Source organism: Cohnella hongkongensis (assembly GCF_042654645.1).
GTDB lineage: Bacteria > Bacillota > Bacilli > Paenibacillales > Paenibacillaceae > Cohnella > Cohnella hongkongensis.
Genome location: NZ_JBHSEP010000006.1, coordinates 82716 through 107834 on the forward strand (window position 1 = coordinate 82716; position 25119 = coordinate 107834).

The window sequence follows — 25119 nt, forward strand, 5'->3', positions numbered from 1 at the left end:
CCCGTTCTGTCGCTTCTGGCGTGCTCTCATACATAAACGGCTTGTCCCCGTCCTTAGAATCGGCGAAAAAAGTCCGCGGACCCAAGGTCCGCGGACTTCCTCGTTATCTTATCGATCGACGCTTACGCTGCCTCCCTCCGATACCGTTACGGTGCCCGACGCAGATTCGATGTCGCGGACCGCCCAATGATTCAACGGAACGTCCGGCCATGAAGACGTCAAGACGTCGGACGTCGGCCGCTCGAGCAGCCGGTTCAGCACCCGTACAGCTTCCGCGCGGGTCAAGCTGCGATCGGGACGGAACGTGCCGTCCGGATAACCTTGCAGAATACCGGCCTGCAGCGCTTTGCCGATGGCGCTTGCCGCCCAGTGTCCCTGCGCATCCGCCGGGACGTCGGCCAGTTGGTTGCTCGCTCCCGACGGAAGCCGTCTGGCTACGATGCTCGCCATTTCCGCACGGGTAACTGCGGCTTCCGGACGGAACAGCCCTTTGTTGTCGCCGAGCATCAGCCCGGCGCGCTGCATCGAAGCGATCGCTTCCGCCGCCCAATGCGCGGTTGTAACATCCTTATAGCCGGAAGTTGGTCCGACGGCCTCCGCACTGCCCCAACCGAGACGATGCAGAATCGTCGCGAACTCGGAACGCTTGATCGATTGGGCCGGGCGGAAGCTGCCGTCCGGATAACCGGCCAAATACGGCTTCAGCGTGATCTCCGCGGCGTCGACGCTGCCGATCCGCACGATGGCGAACGTGCTGAACTTCTCGACATCAAAGGCAATGCCTGCCATGCCTCTGTCATCACGGATTTCTCCTTGAACCAGCTTCTTCTCTCCATCGCTATGCTCAATGTACACCGCCAGGTCGGACGAACTTCGTCCGGCTGCCGCTTCGTCGGCCGGCAGTCTCAGTCCGTCGACCCGCAGCAGCAGCTCCGTTCTGTAGCCGGAATAATTGGTTTCGATCTTGACCGGGCGCCCGGCCACCGATACCGGACGGCCATTCGCCGCTTGCTGAACCGGTTCCGCTTTCAGCACGCGCGCGTCCACTTGTTCGCGCTCGCTCGACTTCACGATCGGAACGATCCGGAAGTAAGCTTCTCTGCCCTGTTCGCCAAGCCGCTTCAGCGTATCGGTCCGTAAATCGATGACTCCCTCCGGCAGCTCGATCTGCAGCGATAGATCGTGATCCGCAAGCAGCGTCAAGGCCGCTGCGCTTAGACGAACCTGCCGTTCGTCGGCCGGATCGTCCGGCAGATCGGTCACTTGAATGCGGGCAACGCTGTTCTCGCTCTTCCGAGCCTCCTCCAATATGGTTCTAGTCTTGTCTGCGTCCAGCCTCACCGTATCGATGACGCTGCCGTCGGTCTCGATCGTCCGGACGATCGGAATTTGCACGGTCCAGTCGCCCGTCCCTCCGGTCACGTTCGATTGACGCACGATCTCCGTCGGACCGGAGCCGGAGCTGACGCGGGTCACGTCGATGGAATACGTCTGCGATACTTTCTGATCCGGCGACTCGACCCGAATGTTAATCGTATTCTGTCCAAGCGCCAGGCCAGCCGTGAAGCTGCCGCCTCCCTGCAACGTTTTGCCCATGACGGTGACCGTCGCCTGCGGGTCGCCGGCAATTGCCGTAATCGCCACGCTGCTCTGGCTCACGGACTGCTTCGTGCCGTAGCTCAGCTTAAATGGCGTAAAGCTGCCGTCGATCCGGGCGCTCGCTTCCAGGGCGGACAGCAGCGGCGGCGCTTCGGGAGAGCCCTTCTGGCGCAGAACGTAAAGCGTATAGTCGCGCGTGCCCCCGTCCTGCGCGCTGACCTCAATCTGCGCGGTCAGGCTGTCGCCGTCGTACGGAAGCGCCGCCGCGCTGCCGGTCAGCAGTTGGCCGTTAACGCGAACGGCCGCGTCCGGGTGGGCGACCGGCAGCAGCGTAAAGACCGCCGTCTCCTCCGGTACGTACACTTGATAATCGGCAATCTCCGGAGCGAAGCTCGGCGTTACCGCTGCGCCGCTCGTCTGAATGCCAAGCTGCCGCAGTTCGGCGTCGCCGCTTCCTTCGCGCCATACGACAACCTGGTATGTGCGCGTTTGCGCGCCGTCGGACGACGTAACGATCACCGGAATCCGATTTTCGCCGACTTGCAGATCGATCTGCGAAGAGGCTTGACCGTTCTGTACCGCGTGGCCGCCGACCGTTATCGTCGATCCGGCTCGCAATGCGATTGGCGTCAACGTCACGCCTTCCACCGTATGACCCGCATAGACTTCATAAGTCTCTTCCGTTCCCGCAAAAGGAGCTGCCGCAATCGTGTCTCCGGCTTGCGACTTCAATGTCAAGTCGCTTAGCTGGGCTACGCTCGAACCGCCGCTGATCTGCAGCGTATAGAGCTTCTGCGATCCTCCGCCCGCAGGTTGAACCCGGATTTGCACCGTTCTCCCTGCGTCGGGGACGCTCACCTCGACATAACCGCCAGCCGGAAGGGGCTGTCCGTCGATCGTTACCGTCGACGTTCCGACCATCGGAGCCGAGAAGACGCGCACCCGGTTCGAATCGGCTTTCGCTTCATAGGAAAGCTTCCCAAACTGATAGGCGGCGTCCAACGTTGCGCCCCCCACCGTCAGCGCAGCGAGATCGCCAGGGAAATCTTCCCACGTTCCGTCGCTGTCCTTCAGTACCTCAAAGCCATACTCCGTTGTGTTGCCTGCCGCATCGGAAGCGACAATCGTCATCGGAATCCGATCCGCCCCGCCGCTCCAATCGAGCGGAGCGTAGTATACGAAGCGGCCATCGTCATCCAAAGGCACGGTCGTGCCGCTGATGACCAACCTGGCCCCGATGTCCGTCTGTCCGGCAAGCAGCAGCTTGCCGGCGCTGTCCACCGAGCCGTTGAGCGAGATCGGCGCGCCGGTATCGTCCTTGCCGGAAACGATCAGCAGCGGTCCCGTGCGATCGACGAACAGGCTGCGGGTTTCGAAGCTGCGGTCGCCGCGCTCGTTCACCGCCTCGATCAGCAATTTGTATTCCCGCTCTTCCAGCGTACCGACATTCAGCAGCGCGTTCAGGTCGAACGCGTGGACGCCTCCCGCAGGCAGCGGAGCGCTGCTGCCGAGCGGCTGCCCGTCAATCGTCAAGTTCACCGCTGTCGTCTGATCGGCTTCGACGTTCAGCAGAGCCTGACCGGCGGCCGTGTGGAACAGCACCCGGTCGCTGCCGTCATACGCTTGGACGGTCTCGGTTGTGACCGCATCCGGGCTGCCGCCGGCATCCAGAGACACGGCAAGCGCGGCCGGCTGCGGATTCGGCAGCGTCGCGGCGACGCTGGCGGACATCGGGCTTAGCGCGACCCGGCCGGCCGACTGGCCAATCGCCGATACCGCCACCGTATAGTCGGCGTTCGTGGGCAGTCCGGAAATGACCGCTTGCTGGGTTGCGCCCGCCTGCGGCTCGATCTCCATGACCGGCGTAACCGGCTGGCTTCCCGCTCCTTCTCCGATCCATACCCGATATTTGTCCGCCTGGCCGGATACGGACTTGAAGCTCAGCGATATTTCGCCATTGCCCGTCGACAGCAGCTCCAGCTGGGTCGGAGCGGCTAACGCATAGGCGGATTTGACCTCCACCGTGCTCTCCGCAACGCCGTAAGCGGGCGCTTCGCCTTCGCTCGTCGCCGAAGCCGACAAATAATAGGTCCCGGGCAGCACCTCATCCGGAATATCGATCAGGATCATGCCGGACGCCGGCAAAGCTTCGGCAAGCGCATCCCCGATGTAATCTTCCTTGCCGCCGGTCAGCATCAGCGCGACCTCCGTTCCGGGAGCGGCGTTAGCCGTCGACCACGTCGCGCGAATGCGGTTGTCCGCCACCGCAGCGACGGAGACCTGCACCTCAGGCACAGGAATCAGCTTCTGAATGTCTACCTCCGCCCGCGTGCCGTTCTGCACCAGCCATCTTCCGGCAGGCGCGTCCAGCAGCGAGACGTACAGCATATCCCGGCCGTCCTCGGCTGGGTATGGCGTAGCGACCTGCGTCTGCTCCAGCGGGTCGCCGCCGGCGGCGCCGTCCGGCACCCGATCCGCAGCCGGCTGCACATAGGCGTTGCCGTTCGGATCGGCGAAGTCCAGCGTATAGCGGGAGCCGTCCGGCTTCAGAATGACCGTGTCGGCGCTGCCGCCGCTGACGGACAGCATGTAGTCGCCCTTTTCCAACACGTCGAAATATTTCGAATATCGGCCTTCGTTCATCAGCGGCTTGATCGACTTGAACTTCCGGTTTAATTGATAGGCCAGAATGCTCGTAAAGCGGCTGCCGACCGCCTTCCACTGGCCTTTCAGCTCGACCCCGTCGATCCACACGGTCATTTTCCGCTGCGCTTCGTCGTAGATCGCATTCATACCGCTGGCGGTCGAGTCGGGCTGAAGCGCGTACAGATCGCCTGCCGGCGTATACAGCTTCGTATGCTCGTCCGCTCCGTAGATTTCCACGATCGCCTGTCCGCTGCTCCAGCTGTTCAGCTCGAACGTCGTCGGGTACGCCCCGCTCTGCACCCATTGCTGGAGCTGATCCGCTGTCGCCTGCTCCGGCACGCGGCTCAAATGCGCCTGAGGGCTTGTATGGGCGACGATCAGCCATGTTCCCGTTTCGGCTGCGTCCAGCAAAAGGTGCCGATGGCCGTCGGCATCCGTAAACGAGTTCCAGCCGGGCTCGCTCGACGACGTTTCCAGATGATAAGGTCTGCCGTCCGGTTTATAGAGAATCATCTCGGCAGGGGCCTCGTCCACCCGCAGCGCATGAAGGCCGCGCTCCTCCACCAGCAAGGAGGTCACCTGCCGTTCGGCGGTCTGCGTCCACACCTGGGCGAGCTGATCCAGCGTCAGCGAACGGTTCGCGAACAGCAGCTCGTGAACGCGAATCCGACTGTCGGCGCCGGCCGTAAGCTTCCATATGCCTTTGCGCAAGGAAACCCGCATAAACGTAAGATCCGATCCGGCATCGTAGACCGTCTCCGCCTTCGTCGCGCTTTCGACTTTCGGATTGTCGACGGCGGAAACCTTCAGCGACGCGGACCGCTGATCTCCCGTCAGCACGATCAGCGCCTCATAGGCGCGATCCGACCGGAACGCGGAAGACGTCTGCCCTGCGGCCGCGCTCTGTACGGCCATCGGCAGCGCCTGCTCGACGGAGGTCAGCTGGCCGTCCGCGATACGCGCCTTCGCGCTTCGTTCCGCAGCGTCCTCCGGCTGCACGATTCCGCTGACCGGCGTCATCTCGTACACCTTCTCCATCTTGCCGCTTGCCGCCGTCAAGTCGGCAACCGCGTTGAACCGGGCAAAGTCGAAGCTCTTCGCCCAATCGTCTCCGGCCGCAAGCCTGAAGTCCGGCAGCTCGCCCGGTTCGGCGGCGCCGATCAGCTCCTCCAGAATGTCGCCCAGCGGCGCGGTTTTTTCGAAGAAATCATCGATTTTATTATACAGGTTGCCGACGAAGTCCAGCCCCTTCTGCCACCAGGATTTCTTCGGCGGCTCGGCCTCGACCTCGAACAAAATCGTATTGTTGCTGAACGTATACGACACTCTCGCATGAATTCCGTTATGCTGGAGCATCCCGATTATCTGCTTGTCGTTGACGCTTAATACGACATCGCGAACCGTTGCGCCGCCGATGCGCGGAATGCCCTTCGGCACGTATACGGTCGCTTTCACAACGCCGTCGTATCCTTTTTTATTGAAGGAATACGCCGCGATTTTGCCTTTGATCGTATCGAAGGCATTGAGATCTCCCGACGCCAGGAAGCCCGGCTTCGAGAAGCCGCTGATCCCGGCGATCGCAGGGTTGACGACCGCCTGCAGGCTCATGTTCTTGACCGGCAGCCAGTAGTAGTATTCGATTCCCGTCGCGTCGAAGCCGTAAGGCGTCAACTGGACGGCGATCTCGTCGGTGCCGAGCAGGTTGAATTTGTAGTTGGCCGTCGGATGCTTCAGCTGAGGGACGAGAACGTCCGTCACCGAACCGGATACCGGGAGACGCTGCGGAAATTGCGTCTTGCCGGCCAGCTTGTCCACGGTGCCGTACAAGTAGTCGATCTGCAAGCCCGTGGAGCCTAGAGTCGACCTGTTGAACATGCTGAAGCCGATCTCGTCGAGCCGCCCTTGCTTCAGCTTCATACGCAGGTCGAAGTCGCCAGCCGTTCCCGTCAGCTTGCCCTTGCCCTTGACGTTAACCATAGGATAACGGCTGTCGATGACAAAGGAAGTGTCGCTTACGTCGATCGGACCGACCTTAAAGCTCCTGTCCAGACTGTAATTGCCGACCAGCTCGAACCGGCCGTAGCGATACTGCAGGTCGTCGACGGCAATCGATTGGGCGATTTTCTGATTTCCGACCGCAAAGCCGAGCTCCAGGGAGCCCGCCAGCTTCACGCCGTCCTTGGCGAACGTCATCTTGGCCGGTTTAAAAGGCATATCGATTCCCAAATAATCGGCGGCTTTTCCGCCGCTCGATGCGACGGAGAAATCGTCCGAAGTCAGCTCGAAGCTTCCGTCGAACAACGTGTACGACGCGTTCGCCCCTTCGCCTCCCGTATTGACGTACAGGCGCCCTTCTCCGGTTATGACGGCCTGCGCCGAATTGCTCTTGTCCACCACAAGGCGGCTGCCCTTGAACATAACGGTATTGTTAATTGTAACGACCTCGGAAACGTCGTTAAGCTCGTATACGTTCGGCGCCTGCGGAGTTTCGGTGAACGGCCCTTGCAGCCTCAGCGCGCCAAGCTCGTTGGCCGAGGATGTGCTCGGCACGTCCACCCACGCGAAATCGCGCGGCTTGTAGAAGTCCGTCGCAATCAACTGCAGTCCTTCCGGGAACGTATATTTTTCGGACGTATCTTTATTAATTTCTTTATTATAGAAATCATGTTCTAGCACGACGTCATATTTCCCCGGCGGCAAATCCTCGGCCCAGGTCAACTCCAGTTGACGGCCGTTCAAAATACTATAATCCAGCGGATGCTTGGCAGCGCCGTTCTTCAGATGAAAATGAATTTCATTCAGCGGCTTGCGCAGCAAATTGGTCATGCCTTCGCCGACGGCAACGATCCGTTTCCTATCCTTCACATGGACGTAAGTCGCGCCGACGCGATCGAAACGAACCTCCGGCGGCAGTATGTACGGATCGTCCTTCAGCTCGAACGGCTTGACCTCGGTATAGCTCGTGCCTATTTCATTAACGGCAAAGCCCCGAGCCTCGTATTTGCGGTGCCATTCGAGCCCGGTCAGGATGACGGTGAACGAGCCGGTCCCTTGAGGATTCGTTTCCGTGTAGGGGACGGAAATCCATTCCTCCTCGCTGCCTTCCTCCGTATACGGCCGATACTCCACCCCTCTCGAGCTGATCGGTCTGCCGCCTGTAGATTGAATTTCCGTAATGATGCTGACGGTATCGTTAATATGTTCCGGATCGAAATTAAGAATCGGAACATCGACCATCTCGATGACCGGAGCGGACGGCGGCGTGTAGCCGAACGCCCACGTTTCGTTCATCAGGCCGGGAGGCACCGTATGATCCAGCGGCGACTCTCCCTGCGGCATCTGCGATTGATGCTTTTTGTAAACATTCACATAATCGCGATGCCCGCCGAAAACGATAAATTGCGTGCCGTCGAAAGCCATGCTTGCGCCCGTAATGGGAAAAGGCGTGATGTTCGGCCATAGCTGAAGCTGGCCGGGGTAACCGACGTCATCCATAAACGCCCCGTTCGACGCTCCAAACTGCGGATATTCCTCCCACCTGCCGTTGTTCCATCCATAGGCCAAGCCTGTCCTCGGAAACGGATACATGGAGGACGGCATTTTCAGATCCACTTCCACACTGTTCGTCGTCGCATGGATGTAGTCGCGCGCTCCGCTGAAAAAGACGGTTCTCCTGCCGTCGTAAGCCATCGCATGGTCCCAACGGCCAAAGGGCAGAGGCCCCGGCGTCGAGCTCCAGGTTTGCGTATCGGCATTCCAAATCCACAAATCCGGCGAGCTGTCTTTAATCGTATGACCGCTCTCCGTTTTGGTTCCCGTAATCCCTCCGTACAAGACGGCTGTCTGACCGTTAAAGCTCATCTGGCCGTTATAGGCGCCGGGCGGAGAGTCGCCCGGATCCGCCGGGGTCACGTTCGCCCAGGACGCTCCGTCCCACAGCCAGGTTTCGCGATTCGGCACCTTGGTCGAACCGCTAAGCGTGTATCCGCCGAATAAAATCAAATTCCGGCCGTCCGAGGCCATCTGCGCGCCGGCCCGCGGCGACGGAGACTGCGGCAGTCCGGCGACTTGCGTCCAGACGCTGCCGTTCCATTTCCACGTATCGCCGAGCAAGCCGGATTGCCCTTGCCCGCCGAAGAGGATAACGCTGTTGCTGACGGGATCGAAAGCCATTGCCGCCTGCTTGCGTTTGCCCGGCAGGACAGCCAGGTCGACCTCTTCCCAGGAATTGATGTCGCTCCCGGTCCATATCCAAGTATCGTTCAGCAGGCCGCTGTTCCCCTCGCCCCCGAACAATACGATATTTTTGAATGTCTCGTCATAGACCATGGCCGCGAATTGTCTCGCAGGCGGATTAAATACGCCCCCGGTCCGTTCCCAAGCGTAGTCGATCAAATGGTCGTTTCCATAGGTGGCGGACGTCACGCTAGGTCCGTAAGTGCTGAGCGTCACGCTGGTCGTCTCGTCAGGCTGCCATGGTCCGCGATCCGGCTCCTCGGCATAAGCGGCGATTCCTCCCCCGCCCAGGGGAACGCTTTGCAGCAGAAGCGCCAAAATTAATAGTCCGGCCAATCTCGAACTCCAACGTTTGCGTATCAAATCTTTTCCTCCATTCGTTTGACTGAACCAGGCTAGCTGACCCCTAATTGGATAAATCGACCTCATTCTACTTCATTGGCTATCAACAAATCATAAACAAATGCGGAATAGCGTTCGAGAAGCGGAACAGATTGTCGAATCTCCGTACAGAATCTGGTATGATTAGGAGACCTATGTTTTAGGCACCCCACTAGCAAATGAGAGGTACAACCATGACGCTCAAAACCAAATTTCTGATTTTAACGCTCGTGCTGGCGCTCGGAACGACAGCGATCGGCCTGCTGACGATCCGCTGGTACAACGGCTATTTCCCGTCTCTGCATCGGGCGGCGCCCGCCCTCGTGCAGGCGATCGCGCTGGACAAGTCTCCTTCGCTCTATTACGGGCTGAAGCCGACCCCGACGAGCCCGAACGGCGTTTATTACCGAGATCGCGTACTCGTGCTTATGTATCACGACGTCAGCCCGGAGCCGCAGGACAGCAAATCGCTCAGCGTCGCCAACTTCGAGAAGCAGCTGCAGCTTATGCAGGCCAACAACTTCAAGTGGATCACGATGGACGAATACAGAGATTTCATCCTTCATTCCGCTCCCGTGCCGGACAACGCCGTGCTGCTGACCTTCGACGACGGCTACGAATCGCTGTACAGCCATGCATACCCGCTGATGAAGCAATACGAAGCTCCGTCGGCCGCCTTCCTGATTGCAGGCAAAGTCGGGGACAGGAAGGGCGCTTTCCCGAAAGCGACTTGGGAGCAGGTCAAGGAAATGCAGCAGGGAGGAATCGATTTTTTCAGCCATACCTACGATTCCCATCGCTATATGCCGACCGCTCCGGACAACGAAGAGCTGAAGCCGGTGCTGGCGAAGCCGAGGTATTTGAAAAAGGAAAACCGGCTGGAAACCGAAGAGGAATACGAGAAGAGAGTTTACGAGGATTTGCGGCAGGCCAACGAGATTTTGCAGCGGGAGCTGGGCCGGACGAATTACGCTCTCGCCTTCCCGTACGGCGCGTTTTCCGAAACGGTGCTCGACGTCTGCAAGCGGCTCGGCATCGACGTCACCTTCACGGTGCGGCCCGGGCTTAACGCCGCGGGCCAGACGAACGGGTACCGGCTGAACGCGGGAGGCGCGGACAACGATCCGGATCTGCAGATCGAGCTGATGAAGAAGGCGGAGAAGCGGCTGGACGGCACGTTCTCTCCGTTCCTGTCCCCGGCCGAGCGGAAATCCGTGTTCCTGATTTCCGCGGCTGCCTGGCTGCTCGTCGGCCTTCTCTGGGTATGGACGGGGTGGAGGCTGCTCCAAGGACGCAAACGCAGCGCCGGCTTGTAGCAAAAGCAAAGGCATGGATCTCCCGATGCGCATCCGCGCTCTTGACTGGAGAGATCCATGCCTTTTTTACCGTTATTGTCCCTTGGCCCCGCGAGAACCGAGCCTGCCGTAATGCCGGGTGCGGAAATCGTCTATTTTCCCGCTCCAGTCCAGCCCGAAAGCGAAATCGTAATCGTTGCCTTCCGTATCGACGTGAACCTCCATATCGAAGGCCATATCTTCCGCCTGATCTTCTACGGTGCGCATATTGGCAGGCAGCTGCATCGGCAACAGTCCGGACGGCTCGGTTGCCCCGGTCAGAATGTCCATGATCGCCTGATCCTGAACGCCGAAGTGGACCAGAATTGCGTCGGCTGCGGGCTCAAATTCATGACAAACGGTCGGCTTCGCCAAGTGAAGCAGCACGATAACGGGCTTGCCGCCCATTGCGGCCCGCGCGTCCAGCACCATGTCCAAGTCGGCGCTGTTCTGCGCTTCAACCGTCTTGCCGCGATAGGAACGATTGCCCGAGTCCGGGTCCCTCGAATCCCCGGCGATGCTTCGCTCACGGGCGTGATTGGCGGTATACGGCCTGTACTGAAGACTGATCGGCACATACCCGTTTCCTCCCGCGGCCGCATCCTCCGGACTGTATCCGCTCCCCGAATCGGCTCCGCGGATGGCGACGAGAGCGAAGTCGGCGTCTTCCGGCGCAGCGGCAAGCTCGAAATATTTGGCCGCGACGTCCAGACTGACCGGATATTCCGTCCGCTCCGGGTACGGCGCGCCGAACCAGTCGACGCCTGCCGGCGTATACCTCTGAGGAATATAGACCTTGCTCCGCTTGGGAAGAGGCAGCGTTCCGTTCCGGTTCTTCAGAAGAACGACCGATTTCAACTGCGCCCTGTAGCCTTCCGTGACGAAATCCGCGCTGCCGACGATTCGAGCGCTCTCCCCGGGACGGAGATACGGGTTCTCGAACAGGCCGACACGAAAGAGGTTCGTCAGCAGTCGAACGGCCGAACGCTCGAAGCGCGCCCGCATGAACGCTTCGCCGTGCTTCTCCGTTCCGATCCGGTACGCTTCGAGAATCGGAGCGATCTCGCTGTTGCCGCCGAATTGATCGACGCCCGCCATTAAAATCTTGTAATGCCTCTCCGCGACGGTGAATCCTTCTTCGACCCCCCAGCAGCGTCCGCCAGGGAACAATCGCTCTATCCGAAGCGGCTCGTCGTCCGTAATTCCCCAATCCGTGCAGACGACGCCGTCGTATCCGTGCTTCTCCCGCAGCAAATCGTGGATGAGCCAGGAGCTATAAGCGTTGCCGACGTTCTCTCCGTTAACGCGGTCCTGGCCGTATGAAATCGTGTAGTAGGGCATAACCGCGGACGCCTGCCCGGTTCCGCCCTTCAGATCGAACGCTCCTTCCGTAAACGGAAGGAGGTGCTCCTCGAAGCTGCCTCCGGGGTAGACGGCATATTTGCCGTAGCCGAAATGGGCGTCGCGTCCGCCTTCGCCGGAGCCTCCTCCCGGCCAATGCTTCACCATCGCGTTGACGCTATCCCAGCCCCAGCCGCCGCGGATCTCCCGATCTCCCTTGGAGGTCTGGAACCCGTCGATATAGGCGCGGGCCATGTCTGCGGACAGGCGGGGATCTTCGCCGAACGTCCCGCTGAACCGGCTCCAGCGCGGGTCGGTGGCGATATCGACCTGGGGCGACAGAGCGGTCGCGATTCCCAGCGCGCGGTATTCGCGCGACGCGATCTCGCCGAACCGCTCCGCGACGGACGGATCGAACGTGGCGGCAAGACCGAGCGCTTCCGGCCACATCGAGATGGCTCCGCCGGAGCCGGCGTTGTACTCCGAGCTCGAAACGGTGCCGTGACGCGGATCGGAGCTGATATTGACCGGGATGCCGAACGGCAAAGCCTCGGCCAACCGTTGCAGGCGATTGTTCCATTCGGCTGCCGCTTGGGGGCTGGACACCGACATCACCAGCACGTGCCGGATATGGTCGTTCTCCAGAAAAGCGCGCTGCTGATCCGTCAGCTCCCCGTCTTCGGCGCCGCTTTGATCGTAAGGCAAACCGCCGTAGGTCGCCGGCAGAAACCCGAAAGTCGCCGGGACGGCTTGATGGGGGCTGTACAGCATCAGGCCCGCGATTTCCTCGATCGACAGGCGCGAGGCCAGGTCCCGCGCCCGTTCTTCGGCCGGGAGCCGCCAGTCTTCGTAGGGAAGCAGCCGTTCGGTTTTGCTGAGGCTTTTGAACCTCAAGCCGTCCTGCTCCACGATGCGGACGCCGGATGAGGCGGAATAGCCCAGCGTTGGGCCGCTCGGGTTCTCGACATAGCGAATGTCGGTCTGCTGCGCCGCGGATTTCCTGCCGCTCATTCCTGTCCCGTATTGCTCCTCCATCGTTTTCCACCCCTTATCTGATGATAGCGCAGAATGCTCATCCCGGCGTCAAGCCGGCCCGAAGGAACTGCTCGCGCGGAGCCTGCAGCTCTGACAAAGCCGAATGCAGCAATTCCTTCATGCGATTTCGCAAGTCCGGATGCGAATGCAGCAGATTCGAGCTTTGCCAAGGATCGTTCTTCAGATCGTACAGCTCGTTGGCGTAGCCGGCCTTCCGGAAGCCCGCGAACTCCGGCGGAACCTTCACCTCGTATCTCCAGACCGTCGCGTCCGTATAGGGCAGAAACTTCCCGCTCTCCACCTGATCGGGGACGTACCCCGGGAAGAAAAAAGCGATCGGGTTGATGTACATGGTGGAATAGTTGTACAGCGGAACGCTTTCGTCCGGCGCGACATGGTAGGTCAGCTCGCCGTCGGTAATGTTCAGGCTCTGGCCGAAATAGCCGTACACCGCCCAGTCCCGCACTTTGTCCGTTTTCCCTTGCAGCAGGGGAAGCAGGCTGCGGCTGTGGCTCGGCGAACGAACCTCCGCGCCGGTCGCCTCCACCATGGTCGCGTACAGGTCGATCGTGGAGGTAAGGGCAGACACTCTTTGGCCGTTATGAGCGCCCTGCGGATGCCAGATCATGAGCGGTATATTCGCCAGCACGTTGTAATTGTTGTAGAACGGCTTGCCGATCAAGCCTCTGTCGCCCAAATAATGGCCGTGATCCGAGGTGAGGATGACCATCGTGTCGTCCCACAGCCGGTGCTCGTCCAGCTTGTCGAACACTTTGCCGAGCCACTTGTCGACCAGCGTGATCTTGGCGGCGTACTGCGCGCGCAGGAAAGCAAGCTGCCTCTCCGATAACCGGCCGCTCCCCTCGTCCGTCCTGCCCGAATGCGCCCAGACCGGAAGATCGGGATCATGGATGTTCTCGTCGGTGTACAGGCCCGCGACGCTGTCCGGATTATGGAACGGCTCGTGGACGTCAAAGCTGTCGATGGTGAGCATGAACTTCTCGTGCGCGCGATTGTCCTCCAGCCATTGCTCGGCGGTCTTGAACACTCTCGGCGCGAAGAAATCCTCCTCCTTGGCGAAATGCTTGACGTTCCTGGCGTAAGCGCCGCGGCTGAACGGCTCCGGCGCGTGCGGGTTATGCAGGATGCGCTTCAGAAACTCCCGGTCGCTCTCCCCGAGCGGAGCCGTCTTCCAAGGGTCCAGCTCGTGCCCGCGAATCAGCTCGAAGCCTCTGTAATCGTCGTAATATCCGTGGCTGTACCCGAGAAAAAAGTGAAACTGGTCTGTAATAAACTGCGTTGTGTAGCCCTGTTCGTTGGCTGCCCGGGCGATCGGCGTATCGAACGGCTCCACCGGCCCCCACGACCGCCACAGAAACTCCTGCGTGCCCGTATAAAGCTCTCTTCTTGCCGGCATGCACGGCAGGCTTCCGGAGTAATGGCGGTCAAATACGGCCGACTTGGCCGCGAACCTGTCGATGTTGGGCGTCCGCACGTCCAGATCGACCGGTTGTCCGTACGCCTTCAAGTAATGCTTGTTCAGGCTGTCTATCGTAATCATGATAATATTCAAAAGGGTGCCGCCTCCTAACTTCATCATAGTCAGAGTGTCGTCGAAGCTCCCCCGCCCTCGTAAAATCGGCGGTCCTTTAACGCTTCCGCGCTGTCGAACGACAAGACGTGCTCCGAAGCCAGCAGGCTGTCGTACAAGTCGATCAATTGCCTCGTGCGCGGCTTCAGCAGTTTGATGCGCAAAATCCGAACGGAGTCCTCCAGCTTGTCGCCCGTCTCCGTCTCCAACGACAAGTGAACGATGGTCAAGCCGCTCGCTTCGAACAGATCGGCGATGCCTCCGACGCTGCCCGGCCGATTAACGATTCTGATCCTTACCTCGTTTTTGGCCCGGCTGTCATGCATGCGCTTCTCCAGCTTGTTGAGCAGAAACAGGCTGATCAGCACGAAGACGGTCACGAGTCCCGCTCCGTAGAAGAAGCCCGCTCCCACGCACAAGCCGATCGCCGCCACGACCCAGATCGAGGCCGCCGTAGTCAGCCCGGTGATGTTGACCCCTGTCCGGATGATCGCTCCCGCGCCCAGAAAGCCGATGCCCGATACGACCTGAGCGGCAAGCCGTGCCGGATCCATGCGCACGTTGTATTCGTGGGCGAATTCTCCGAACCCGTAGATGGACAACAGCATAATAGCGGTCGATCCGACGCAGACGAGAATATGCGTACGAAGTCCGGCGGCGTGGTTGTGCCATTCGCGCTCAAGCCCGATCAACCCGCCCAACACGAGCGAAGCCACGATTCTTAGCGACAGATCAACGTATGAAATCGTCCATATATCCGTCTCGATGACGCTCATTGTCTTTCACCCGCTCGCTCTGCCCGATAGAAGGGACGGCTCGAGCCCGCTGCCGCTCCGTCCCCCATGCGAGAAGCTTTCCTTTACTGCAGCGTCTGCGCCCAAGCGTCCAGCTGCCGCTGCTTCTCTGCGATGATCTTGTCCATTCCGGCCTGCTTCAGACGGTCCAGAAATTCCGGAAGCACCTTGTCCGGGTCGAGCGTACCCGACTCCAGACCGCCCTTGAACTGCTGCTTGACGTTGTTCACGGCGCCTACTTCGGACTTGACCGGCGTCGTGTCGAACGTAAAGCCGAGCGCCTTCGATTTTTCCGCGCTGCGGTTGAACTGCTCCGTCTGCTCCCAGATGTCGGGAAGCTGATTCGGCCAGACGTAGTTCAGAAACTGATTGCCGAACATGAAGCTTTGGTTGTTCGTCGTATATTTGACGCTCCGAATATCGACGCCTTCCGGATAGTCGATGACGTCATCCGCTTTCTTCACGTAATGCTCGCCTTCAATGCCCCAATTCAACAGGTTGATCAATTCTTTGTCCGTGTAGAGCAAATCCATGAACATCATCGCTCTTTCCGGATCTTTCGAACCGAGAGGAATGGAATGCATGAAGTTGGCAACATGCGACGTCGTAGAATAAGCTTTCGTCAGAGGAATGGCGATCATCGGCATGCCCGTCCGGATCGTCTGGGACTCCGACGAGCCCACTTTCATTGCGTTAAAGAAGGAAAATGCCCGGCCCGCCTTCACGAGCTCTGCCGGAGGTTCCGTATTCGTGGCGGCGTCCTTGGAGAAATAGCCTTTTTGGTACCATTCCCGCATCTTTTTCAGCAATTCCGCATATTCCGGACGCTCGTATGGATTTTCGATTTTAAGCCCGTTATCGTAGCCGGGAAGCACGCCGATTCCGTCCACCAATTGGTCGCTCGTCGACAGCATATCGACCGGGCTCAGCGTATTGGGCGTGGCAATCGCGACGGGAAGCAGGCTCGGCTCGTTTTTCTTGATCGTCTCGAATACGGCGTCCAGGTCGTCCAGAGACTGGATCGCGGACACGTCGATGCCGTGCTTGTCGGCCAAATCCTTCCGCAGGATGATGCCTCCTTGCGTCGCCATATCTTTGTTGACCGGAATCGCGTATTGAGCGCCGTTGACCTTCCCTGCCCCCAAGTAAGCTTTATCCATCAAATCGGAGATGCCTTGCCCGTACTTGGCCAGCAGCTCGTCCAGAGACAGCAAGTTGCCGCTGGTCGCCTGGGTCGAGAAGCCGTAGATCGAAGAGGTCATAATGACGTCTATTTTTTCCTGGCTGGCCAGCATCAAGTTGACCTGTTGGGACCACGCGCCCGCGTTGATCGGCATCAGCTTGACGGTCGCGTTAATTTTTTCCTTCGTAATTTTGCTCATCGCCTCCGCGACCCTCTGCTGGTCCTCTGACTCGTTCGCCATATAGACCATCGTAATCTCGTACGGCGGCAAATCGGCCTTTCCCTGATTTTCGTTATGGCCGGAGGACGAGGCGGCCTGGGACGGCGAGCTGGCCGGGTTGCCCCCTTCCTTCCCGCTCGAACAGCCCGCCGCAAGGATGGCGAATGCGAGTACAAGGAGAAGCGACAGCTTGATCTTTGCGTTCATATGAAACCCTCCCGTAGTTGGTTGATCTATGCTTATCCGGCTTTAAAGCCGGGTTCAGCCTATCCTTTAACCGCGCCGACGGTCAGCCCTTGCACGAAGAAGCGTTGGAAAAACGGGTAGATGACCAGGATCGGAATGACTCCGATGACCGCAATCGCCAGCCGGACGGTCATCGTCGGAATTCCCGCCAGCAGCTCGCCCTGAGCCGTCCCGAAATCCATCGTCGACAGAAACTGGGCATCCAGCAAAATCCGGTTAAGCAGGTTTTGAATGCTGTACAAGCTGCTGTCCGTCAAAAAGATAAGGCCGTTGAACCAGTCGTTCCAGAAGTGGATCGTCTGAAACAATCCGACCGTAGCCAAAATCGGAAGCGACAGAGGGAGCACGATCCGGTAGAAGATTTTGAACTCCCCGGCGCCGTCGATTTTGCCCGATTCGATCACCTCGATCGGGATCGTGGATTGGAAGAACGTTCTCGTAATGATGACATAGAAGGCGTTAACCAGAGCGATCGGCACGATAAGCGCCCAAAGCGTATTTTTGAAATCGAATAGCTTCGTATAAACGAGGTAGAGCGGAACGAGGCCGCCGTTGAACAGCATCGTGAAAAAGATATAGAAGGAAAAGAAGTTGCGGTGGGGCAGATCCTTCCGGGATAGCGGATAAGCCACAAGCGTCGTCATCGCCAGACTGGCTGCCGTGCCGATCGCCGTAACCGTAACGGTAACGCCGTAAGCCCTGACGATGCTGGCGGCATCGTTCAGCAAGTACTCGTAAGCCTCGAAATCGATCTTGGACGGGATAAAACGGTATCCGCTGACGATGATTTCGGACTGCGCTGTAATCGACGAGGAGAACAGCAGAACGAAAGGCAGGACGCACAGAAGCGAGAGCAGACCCATCGTTAGATTGACAAGCGATTGGTACATTCGTTCTTTGGCTCGCATGACGCGCACCTCCTTTTTTAGAACAACGCATTGTCTCGGTTTATTTTTCGGGTCACGAGATTCGCGGTAATGACCAGCACGAACCCGACGAGCGATTGGTAAACCCCGGCGGCGGAGGACATGGCGATATCCCCCAGATTGATCAAGGCGCGGAAAACATACGTGTCGATGACGTTCGTCGTATCCAGGATGGCGCCGGAATTAAGCGGCACCTGATAGAACAGTCCGAAATCGGAATAGAAGATTCTTCCGATCTGCAGCAGGGTCATAATCATAATGACGGGCATGATCAACGGAATCGTAATGCCCCGGATCTGCTGCCATTTCGAAGCGCCGTCGATCGTCGAGGCTTCGTAATACTCCTTGTCGATGCCGACGATCGATGCCAGGAATACGACGCACAGGTATCCGGCCTGCTTCCAGATGCTGACGATCGGCAGAATGAATGGCCAGTATTGGGGCTCGGAATACCAGGAAATCTCGTCCAGACCGAGCAGGGGCAGCACCGTCTTGTTCATGAAGCCGGTGTCCATATTCAGAAAAGCGTAAACGAGATAGCCGATGATGACGCTGGAAATCAGATGAGGCAGCAGGAGGAGGCTTTGATAGACCCTCTTGAAAAACCGGTTCGCCACTTCGTTAAGAAGGATCGCCGCCGCAAGCGCAAAAAACAAATTCAGGAAAATAAACGAACCGTTGTATAGGATGGTGTTCCTTGTGATGATCCATGCGTCGCGCGTTTTGAACAGGTATTCGAAGTTTTTGAAGCCCGCCCAGTCGCTGTTTAAGATGCCTTTGGCAAAGTTGACGTCCTTGAAGGCGATGACGATGCCCAGCATCGGCAAGTAGTTGTTGATCAGGAAGTAGACCAGCGCCGGGACCATCATCAAGTAGAGAACGCCGTATTTGGAGTATTTCTTGTACGCGCTCACGTCGTTTGCTCCTCTCCTCTTTTGCGGTTAACAACATCATAGATGACGCAACGTTCCCCTTCTAACGCAAATCAGACCTGTCATTATAAAAATACGGATCTGTGCGCGAACGGCAAAAAACCTTGCGAGAGGCAAGGTTCAAGCGGGTGGCAGCGGCCGGCGGCTCCGCCGGAGGGCGTCAAAGCCGTTCGCGGAACTCCTGGGGAGTGACTCCGTATTGGGTTTTGAACGTCTTCGAGAAGTACGAGAAGCTGGAGTAGCCGACCGCCGACGCGATCGCCCCGATCGGAACTCCGCCGCGTTCGAGCATCTCCTTCGCCAGCCGCATCCGTTCGTTGACGACGTAGTCGGTAAGCGCGATTCCCGTCGTTTTCTTGAACAGCTTGGCGAGGTAATCGGGGTTGAGATAGACGTGCTGGGCCAGCTCCTTGCGCGTTAACGGCTGGTCGAGATGCTCGGCGATGAATCGCCTTACTTTGTCCACTACGGCCCGGCTTTCGTCCGGCGGACCGACTTCCGAATCCTCCAGGAAATATTCGCCGCCGGCCGTCTGGGCGTGTCTTCTGTGGAAGACGAGCAGCTTGTCCAGCATTCCGGCCATCTCCTGGATGCGGGACGGATGACCCACGTACAAAGACACGTCGCAAAACAGGTGCCGACTGCAAAAGGCGATACAGGAACGGCAGCGCTCCCTCAATTCATCTTCCGTATCCGCCGCCGAGTCGGTCCAGGGCAGTATGGCCAGCAGCAGTCCGGCATCCCGTCGGATCACCTGTCCCATGTCCTGCCCGGGGATCAAGCTGTAAGCCACGGCGTTGCGGATGCCGTACTCGATGATTTTCTCGTCCCGCGTCGACAGCGTCCGATGCCATCGCTGCACTCGAACGAGCACCGGCCTGAACAACGACTGCTCCGTGTAGGAAGCCTTGCTCGGACTCAGCGTTCTTCGGAGCTCCTCCGGAATGGAGGACGGATTCCGGCTCAGCAGATCCTGCCAGAACCGCTCGACGAGAAGCGGCTCGTGGCTTTTCCACAAGCGATAATAGTGATCGTACGTTCGATTGAAGCGGTCCTGCTGTCTCTTCTGCTCCACCTTGTCCAGCGCTTTCTCGATGACCTTCTCCAGCTCGCTGTACCGGACCGGCTTCAGCAGGTAGTCGAGGCTGCCCAACTGGATCGCCTGCTTGGCAAACCCGAAGTCGGAATGGCAGGTAAGAAAAACGGACTCCTTGTCCGGGTAATGCTCCCTGACCCATCGGAGCAGCTCGATGCCGCTTCCTTCCGGCATTTCGATGTCGCAGATCATAAAGTCGACCGGATGGTTGTTCAGCACTTCCTTGGCCTGGCGGATATTGTAAGCGGCGTGAATGGCGCCGATCCCGAACTTGTCCCAATTGACGCCGGACTGCAATCCTTGAATGGCGTGGTATTCGTCATCGACGAGCAGCACTTGATACATCGGCCCCCGCCTCCTCTCTCTCGCTGTCTCTTATGGGCAAGCGGATCTGCACGACCGCTCCTTGGTTAGGGCCGTTGGCAAAGCCGAGGTCCGCGTCTCCGTCGGGATAAAGCAGACGCAAGCGGTTCCGGATGTTCCATATGCCGATATGAACTCCCTGCCCCTCTCCGATATCGTCTTTTCTGCCCAATCGCTCCAGCACCTCCGGCGGAAAGCCTCTGCCCGTATCGCGAATCTCGATCCGCATATACCGCGGATCTGCCCGGTCGACGGACACCTTTACCGTAATGCGCAAAGATCCGTCCATCGATATCGCATGCTTGATCGCGTTTTCCACGAACGTTTGGCAGACGAGCGGAGGCACCGTCTTCTCCAGCAATCGATCCTCCACCGACACCTCGGAGCTCAGCTTCTCGGGAAAACGCATCTCCTGAATCCGCAAGTAATTGCGCGTATGCTCAAGCTCGTCCCGGACGGACACGAACGACAGATTGCTGCGGAACATAAAACGGAAGTACTGCACCAGGCTGAGCGCGATTTCCTGAATGAGCGAATAATTTTTGACCTCTGCCAGGTGATAGACGATATTCAGGGAATTCAGGAAAAAATGGGGATTGATCTGAAGCTGAAGATGCTTTAATTCCGCCTTCTGGCTGTTGAGCTGCTCTTCGTAGACGTTGATCTTCAGCTCCTTGATCTGGGAGACCATCGTATTGAAGGTTTCGTTAATAATCGAAAACTCGCGGGACGAGGCCGGACCGCTCAGACGCGTCTCCCAATCCCCGGCCCGGATTTTCCGCATCGCCGAGATGATCCGCTTCATCGGAACGAGCACGATCCGTCGCAAAAACAAGTAGACGACAGGCAGCACGATCACCGTCGCTACGGCAATCAGCCAGACAAGCCTTCGCAAATACGGAATGTTCTCCATGATAGGCTTGTCGGAGATGAGCGCCACGACGCCGAACTGTCCCTGGCGGGAGCGTTCTCCGACGGCCATGAAGCGGTTTTTCGATCCCGTCATCTCGTACGCGCTCTTGAAGGCGCCTTGGAGCTGCAAATCCGGCTCGTCGGCCTCCGGTCCATTCGTCACCGGTTGATACTCGCTGTCGAGCATCAATATTTTTCCGTCCTCTCCGAGATCGGTGGATTCGAACGGGACCATCAGCCTGCCGATATTCATCAGCGCCCCGATATACACGTCCCCGTAACGAATGACCCGGTAAAGGGACGGAAACTCGCGGGAACGGTGCAGAAACCATTCGCTGCCTTCGGGAACGCCGGCCCGATCGAACAAGGCGACGATCTCGTTTTTCAGGCTCTCCTTTTCCTGATAGGGCATCAACTGCGTTTCCACGGCCAGCAGGTCTTCGTTCCGGAGGGAATAAATAAAAAACATTTCGACCTTGTCGTAGTAGACGACATTAGCCAGCAATCGGTTGCTCAGCCGGATTCTCGCCAAATGGTACGCTTCGGGATCGTCCGCTTCCGACACGTTCAGCGCCAGAAGATCGGGTTCCTGCGCCACCAGGCTGAACAAGTATTTATTGACATCCTCCAATTCGCGATCAATCGTCCCCATATACATTCTCAACAGGTTGCCGTTAGAATGGGCAACTTGGTTGCGAATGACTTCTCCGGAATAGAAATTGTAATAAATCAGAAGAACGAATAAGGGGAGAATCAGAATGACAAAAACGAACAGGATCTTGTTTTGCAGAGATTTAAACAGCTTTTGCATCGTCTTGTATCCTCTGCGCATCCCTTCAACTCCTTTGTTGATAGTATTGTATAGGAGTGAAGCGCTTTCATCAAGACGCCTGTTCCGTCCCCTTCTTCTTCTTACTGCCCATCAGGCTGGATCGGTATAACGAGCTGCAGCCCGACCGGGTCGGGCTGCAGCGGAAAACGCGGTATGACGGCGCTGCAGGCCTCTGCCGAAAACCGCTTGGGCTTACACAGGTCAGCCCCGCAGAAAAGCAGAGGACGCAGCTTACTATCCTTTGACCGCCCCGGCGGTCATTCCCTTCATGATCTGCTCCTGGAACATCAGGAACGCGACGATCGTCGGAATGACGGCGATCGTCATCGCGGCCATCGTCAGCTTGTAATCGGTGGAATAGCCGGTGGCGAATACCGACAGGCTGAGCGGAACCGTCTTGAGCGCCGGCTTGCTGATGAAAATCAGCGCGAACGCGAAGTCGTTCCAGAACCGCAGGAAGCCGAGAATCGCTACCGTCGACAGAGCCGGAAGGCTGAGCGGAAGCATCATCCGGAAGAAAATGCCCCAGTAGCCGGTGCCGTCGATGAGCGCGGCCTCCTCGATCTCCTTCGGAATCGCCGTCAGGAAGGCCGCCGTTACGAAGATCGCAAGCGGGAGCTCGAACGCCGTGTAAGGCAATATCAGCGCCCAGTACGTATCGAGCAGCGACACCTTCTTCAGCATGATGAACAGCGGAACGAGCGTGCTGTGAATCGGAATGAGCATGCCCAGCAGGAACAGGCCCATGAGGAAGGCCTTCAGCCGGAACTGAAAACGCGCGAGCACGTAAGCGGCCAGCGCGCCGAGCAGCAGCGTCAGCGCGAGGGCGGCGATCGTCACGATCGTCGAGTTGATCAGCGAGGCGCCCATCGCCGACACTTCCCAAGCCCGCGACAGGTTGCCCCACTGCCAGACCTCGGGCAGGAAAAACGGCCGCGAATCGAATTCCTCGTTCGTCTTGAAGGCACTGGTGAACAGCCAGAACAGCGGATACAGCGTCACGATCGCGTACAGGGACAATCCGATATGGATCAACCCGCGGCTTATTTTCGCCCAGCCCCGTCCCGGATTAAAGGGAAGCTTCTGCTCCATCTGCATGTGTATCGCCTCCTATCGATAATCCCGTTTCATGAGGTATTGGCTGCCGAGGATCAATATCAGGCTTAAAATAATGATCGACGTCGATATCGCGCTGCCGTACCCGAACCGGTACACGTTAAAGGTGCTGTTGTACATATATGAGGCAAGCACCTCCGTCGTATGCGCCGGCCCGCCGCCGGTCATGACGTAGATCAGATCGAACGCCTTCAGGCTGCCCGAGATGCACAGGACGACGACGACCTTAATCGTATCCCAGATCATCGGAAGCGTAATCCGGAACAGCTTGCGGACCGAGCCAACGCCGTCGATCTGCGCGGCGTCGTTGATCTCGGAAGGGATGTTCTGCAGCGCCGCGATAAAGATGATCATATACGGCCCGATATAGTTCCAGATAATCGGAAGCATGATCATGTACATGGAAATGCTCGGTTCGGACAGCCAAGCTTTCTTGAGCGTCTCCAGCCCGACCGAATCGAGCAGGAAGTTCAAAATGCCGATCTGCGGATGATAAATATAGCTCCAGATAATGCCCACGACGACGGACGACAGCACCATCGGCATGAACACCGAAGCCCGTATGATCTTCTGGAAAAGATTCGTCCGCGTCAGCAGCAGCGCCAGAATCATGGCGATCGGCACCTGTCCGAACACGGAAGCGGCGACGATCAGCATGTTGTTCTTGAAGCCTCTCCAGAAGATCGGATCCCGAACCACTTCCGCGTAATTGTCGAATCCGATCCATTTGGCTGCTCCGATGCCCTTCCAATCGAAAAACCCGTAATAGGCGGACCAGAAGATCGGAACGACGACGAAAAACAAATAAAGCAGCAGAGCGGGCAATATTCCGATCGCGATAAATCCCTTGATTCGCGCTGAAGTTGTCATGGTTCCCTCCTTGCATGCGGCGCGGCTTCGCCGTCCTCGGGACAGCGGACTCGCGAGCTGAGAAACGAACCGATTCCAGCGCCGGAAAGTCCGGCAGCTGGAATCGCGATTCCCGCTTCTTTATTTCGCCGCAGCCAGCTCCTTCTCGTGCGCGTCCTGAATCTTCTTGGCGATCGCTTCGGGAGAACCGCCCATGAGCAGCTCCTGCAGGCCGTTGTTCATGACGTCCGCGACCGCGGAGCTCAGGCGCCCGTCGTAAACCGGCGTCGTCGTAACGGTGCCCAGCAAGCTGTAAACTTCCGCGAAAATCGGGGAAACTTTGGATGTATCCAGATCGACCTTGTAGCTGACCAACTGATTGCCCTCCAGCGTTTTCTTCTGAACTTCCGGGCTGGCCATCTCGTAGATCAGCTTGAAGGCGGCTTCCCTGCGGGCGCCTTCCACGTTTTTGCTCAGACCGAGACCCGTGCCGACGACTCCGGACAGAGAGTTCGGATCGCCTTTGCCGTTCGGTACGGACGGCAGCACCGTGGCGCCCATATCGGCGAGAGCTTCGGGCGAAGCGTTGGCTGCCAGATTGGTCAGCGCCCAGCCGCCGTCGATCATCATCGCGGCTTTGCCCTGCGCGAACATCTGCTCCATCTGCGTATTGTCGATGCTGTTGAAGCCGTCCTGGAACGCCTTGGCGTCGGCCAGCTGCTTCAAATAGGTCAGCGCTTGAACGAATTCCGGATCGGTGAACTTCGCTCCGTCTCCCGCCACCGCTTTAAGGAACCATTCCGTGCCCGTCACCCGGTCTCCCAGGGAGCTGAGGATGCTCGATTGCGCCAGCCATGCCGCCTTGTTGCCGAGCGCGATCGGAGTGATCTTCGCCTTGTTGAACGTATCGACGAGATTCATCAAGTCGTCCCACGTCTTCGGAGGCTGTGCGTTGTGGTCCGCGAACAGCTTCTTGTTGTAGTACAGAATCGACGTCGGCGACAGCGCCATCGGCACGGCGTAGATGCCGCCGTCGATCGTAAAATCGTTAAAGGAGTTCGGAAGGAATCCTTCCTTCCATTCCGGCTTGCTGTCGATCAGCTCGTTGATCGGCTGCAGCAGATCCCCGCCGTGGAATTCCTTCGTCATAATTCCGGGCCACATGACGAACAGGTCCGGCATTTCGTTCGCCGCGGCCACCGTCTTAAGGCGCGCCCGATAACCGTCGGGCGGAATGCCTTGAACCTCCAATTGAATGTTCGGGTTGTCTTTCTGGAACTGCTCCAGCGTGGCCCGCATCGTCTGCGCCCGCAGGTCGTCGCCCGTATAGTTGTGCCAGATGGACAGCTTGACCTTCTCGCCGGAAGCGTTCGCCGGCGAAGCCCCGCTCTCTGCCGGGGAGGGGCTGCTCTCGCCCGCGCCGCACCCGATCAGCGATACGGCCATGCCTGCGGCCAGCAGCGCCGTTAACCCTGCTTTCTTCATGC

Annotated in this window: 13 protein-coding genes; 1 reads left to right on the plus strand and 12 read right to left on the minus strand. The window is 58.5% G+C overall.

Annotated elements, in window-relative coordinates:
* Positions 1-108 precede the first annotated feature (108 nt).
* Positions 109-8844, minus strand: coding sequence for a cadherin-like beta sandwich domain-containing protein (locus ACFO3S_RS10540; RefSeq protein ID WP_378095171.1), 8736 nt, complete (start codon positions 8842-8844; stop codon positions 109-111).
* 212 nt (positions 8845-9056) lie between these two features.
* Between ACFO3S_RS10540 and ACFO3S_RS10545 the strand changes: the two genes are divergently transcribed.
* The gene (locus ACFO3S_RS10545) at positions 9057-10178 is read left to right on the plus strand and encodes a polysaccharide deacetylase family protein (protein WP_378095173.1); all 1122 of its coding nucleotides are present in this window, start codon (positions 9057-9059) and stop codon (positions 10176-10178) included.
* A gap of 72 nt (positions 10179-10250) precedes the next feature.
* On the opposite strand, the gene ACFO3S_RS10550 is transcribed toward ACFO3S_RS10545, so the two are convergent.
* From ACFO3S_RS10550 to ACFO3S_RS10600, 11 genes are all read right to left on the minus strand, one after another.
* Positions 10251-12572, minus strand: coding sequence for a glycoside hydrolase family 3 protein (locus tag ACFO3S_RS10550; protein WP_378095175.1), 2322 nt, complete (start codon positions 12570-12572; stop codon positions 10251-10253).
* A gap of 37 nt (positions 12573-12609) precedes the next feature.
* Positions 12610-14145, minus strand: a complete 1536-nt coding sequence (locus tag ACFO3S_RS10555) for a sulfatase (protein WP_378095177.1) — start codon at positions 14143-14145, stop codon at positions 12610-12612.
* Between the two features lie 29 nt (positions 14146-14174).
* Positions 14175-14939, minus strand: coding sequence for an MgtC/SapB family protein (locus ACFO3S_RS10560; RefSeq protein ID WP_378095179.1), 765 nt, complete (start codon positions 14937-14939; stop codon positions 14175-14177).
* Between the two features lie 83 nt (positions 14940-15022).
* Positions 15023-16567, minus strand: a complete 1545-nt coding sequence (locus ACFO3S_RS10565) for an ABC transporter substrate-binding protein (RefSeq protein WP_378095181.1) — start codon at positions 16565-16567, stop codon at positions 15023-15025.
* A gap of 59 nt (positions 16568-16626) precedes the next feature.
* Positions 16627-17514, minus strand: coding sequence for a carbohydrate ABC transporter permease (locus ACFO3S_RS10570; protein ID WP_378095183.1), 888 nt, complete (start codon positions 17512-17514; stop codon positions 16627-16629).
* A gap of 17 nt (positions 17515-17531) precedes the next feature.
* Positions 17532-18401, minus strand: a complete 870-nt coding sequence (locus ACFO3S_RS10575; RefSeq protein WP_378095415.1) for an ABC transporter permease — start codon at positions 18399-18401, stop codon at positions 17532-17534.
* Between the two features lie 223 nt (positions 18402-18624).
* Complete coding sequence (locus tag ACFO3S_RS10580) at positions 18625-19905, minus strand: response regulator transcription factor (protein WP_378095185.1); 1281 nt, start codon at positions 19903-19905, stop codon at positions 18625-18627.
* Complete coding sequence (locus tag ACFO3S_RS10585; protein ID WP_378095187.1) at positions 19880-21667, minus strand: sensor histidine kinase; 1788 nt, start codon at positions 21665-21667, stop codon at positions 19880-19882. The genes ACFO3S_RS10580 and ACFO3S_RS10585 overlap by 26 nt, the downstream gene beginning before the upstream one ends.
* A 234-nt stretch (positions 21668-21901) precedes the next feature.
* Positions 21902-22759, minus strand: coding sequence for a carbohydrate ABC transporter permease (locus ACFO3S_RS10590; RefSeq protein WP_378095417.1), 858 nt, complete (start codon positions 22757-22759; stop codon positions 21902-21904).
* 18 nt (positions 22760-22777) lie between these two features.
* Complete coding sequence (locus ACFO3S_RS10595; RefSeq protein ID WP_378095192.1) at positions 22778-23653, minus strand: carbohydrate ABC transporter permease; 876 nt, start codon at positions 23651-23653, stop codon at positions 22778-22780.
* Positions 23654-23773: 120 nt separating this feature from the next.
* Positions 23774-25117 (minus strand): extracellular solute-binding protein, encoded by a 1344-nt coding sequence (locus ACFO3S_RS10600; protein ID WP_378095195.1) that lies wholly within the window; start codon positions 25115-25117, stop codon positions 23774-23776.
* Between the last annotated feature and the right edge of the window lie 2 nt (positions 25118-25119).

Excerpts from the sequence above, each read along its gene's own strand:
- ACFO3S_RS10570 (WP_378095183.1), bottom strand. The coding sequence starts at position 17,514 with ATGCGAGCCAAAGAACGAATGTACCAATCGCTTGTCAATCTAACGATG.
- ACFO3S_RS10580 (WP_378095185.1), bottom strand. The coding sequence starts at position 19,905 with ATGTATCAAGTGCTGCTCGTCGATGACGAATACCACGCCATTCAAGGA.
- ACFO3S_RS10595 (WP_378095192.1), bottom strand. The coding sequence starts at position 23,653 with ATGACAACTTCAGCGCGAATCAAGGGATTTATCGCGATCGGAATATTG.
- ACFO3S_RS10565 (WP_378095181.1), bottom strand. The coding sequence starts at position 16,567 with ATGAACGCAAAGATCAAGCTGTCGCTTCTCCTTGTACTCGCATTCGCC.
- ACFO3S_RS10585 (WP_378095187.1), bottom strand. The coding sequence starts at position 21,667 with ATGCGCAGAGGATACAAGACGATGCAAAAGCTGTTTAAATCTCTGCAA.
- ACFO3S_RS10590 (WP_378095417.1), bottom strand. The coding sequence starts at position 22,759 with ATGGAGCAGAAGCTTCCCTTTAATCCGGGACGGGGCTGGGCGAAAATA.
- ACFO3S_RS10560 (WP_378095179.1), bottom strand. The coding sequence starts at position 14,939 with ATGAGCGTCATCGAGACGGATATATGGACGATTTCATACGTTGATCTG.
- ACFO3S_RS10550 (WP_378095175.1), bottom strand. The coding sequence starts at position 12,572 with ATGGAGGAGCAATACGGGACAGGAATGAGCGGCAGGAAATCCGCGGCG.
- ACFO3S_RS10575 (WP_378095415.1), bottom strand. The coding sequence starts at position 18,401 with ATGATGGTCCCGGCGCTGGTCTACTTCCTGATCAACAACTACTTGCCG.
- ACFO3S_RS10545 (WP_378095173.1), top strand. The coding sequence starts at position 9,057 with ATGACGCTCAAAACCAAATTTCTGATTTTAACGCTCGTGCTGGCGCTC.
- ACFO3S_RS10600 (WP_378095195.1), bottom strand. The coding sequence starts at position 25,117 with ATGAAGAAAGCAGGGTTAACGGCGCTGCTGGCCGCAGGCATGGCCGTA.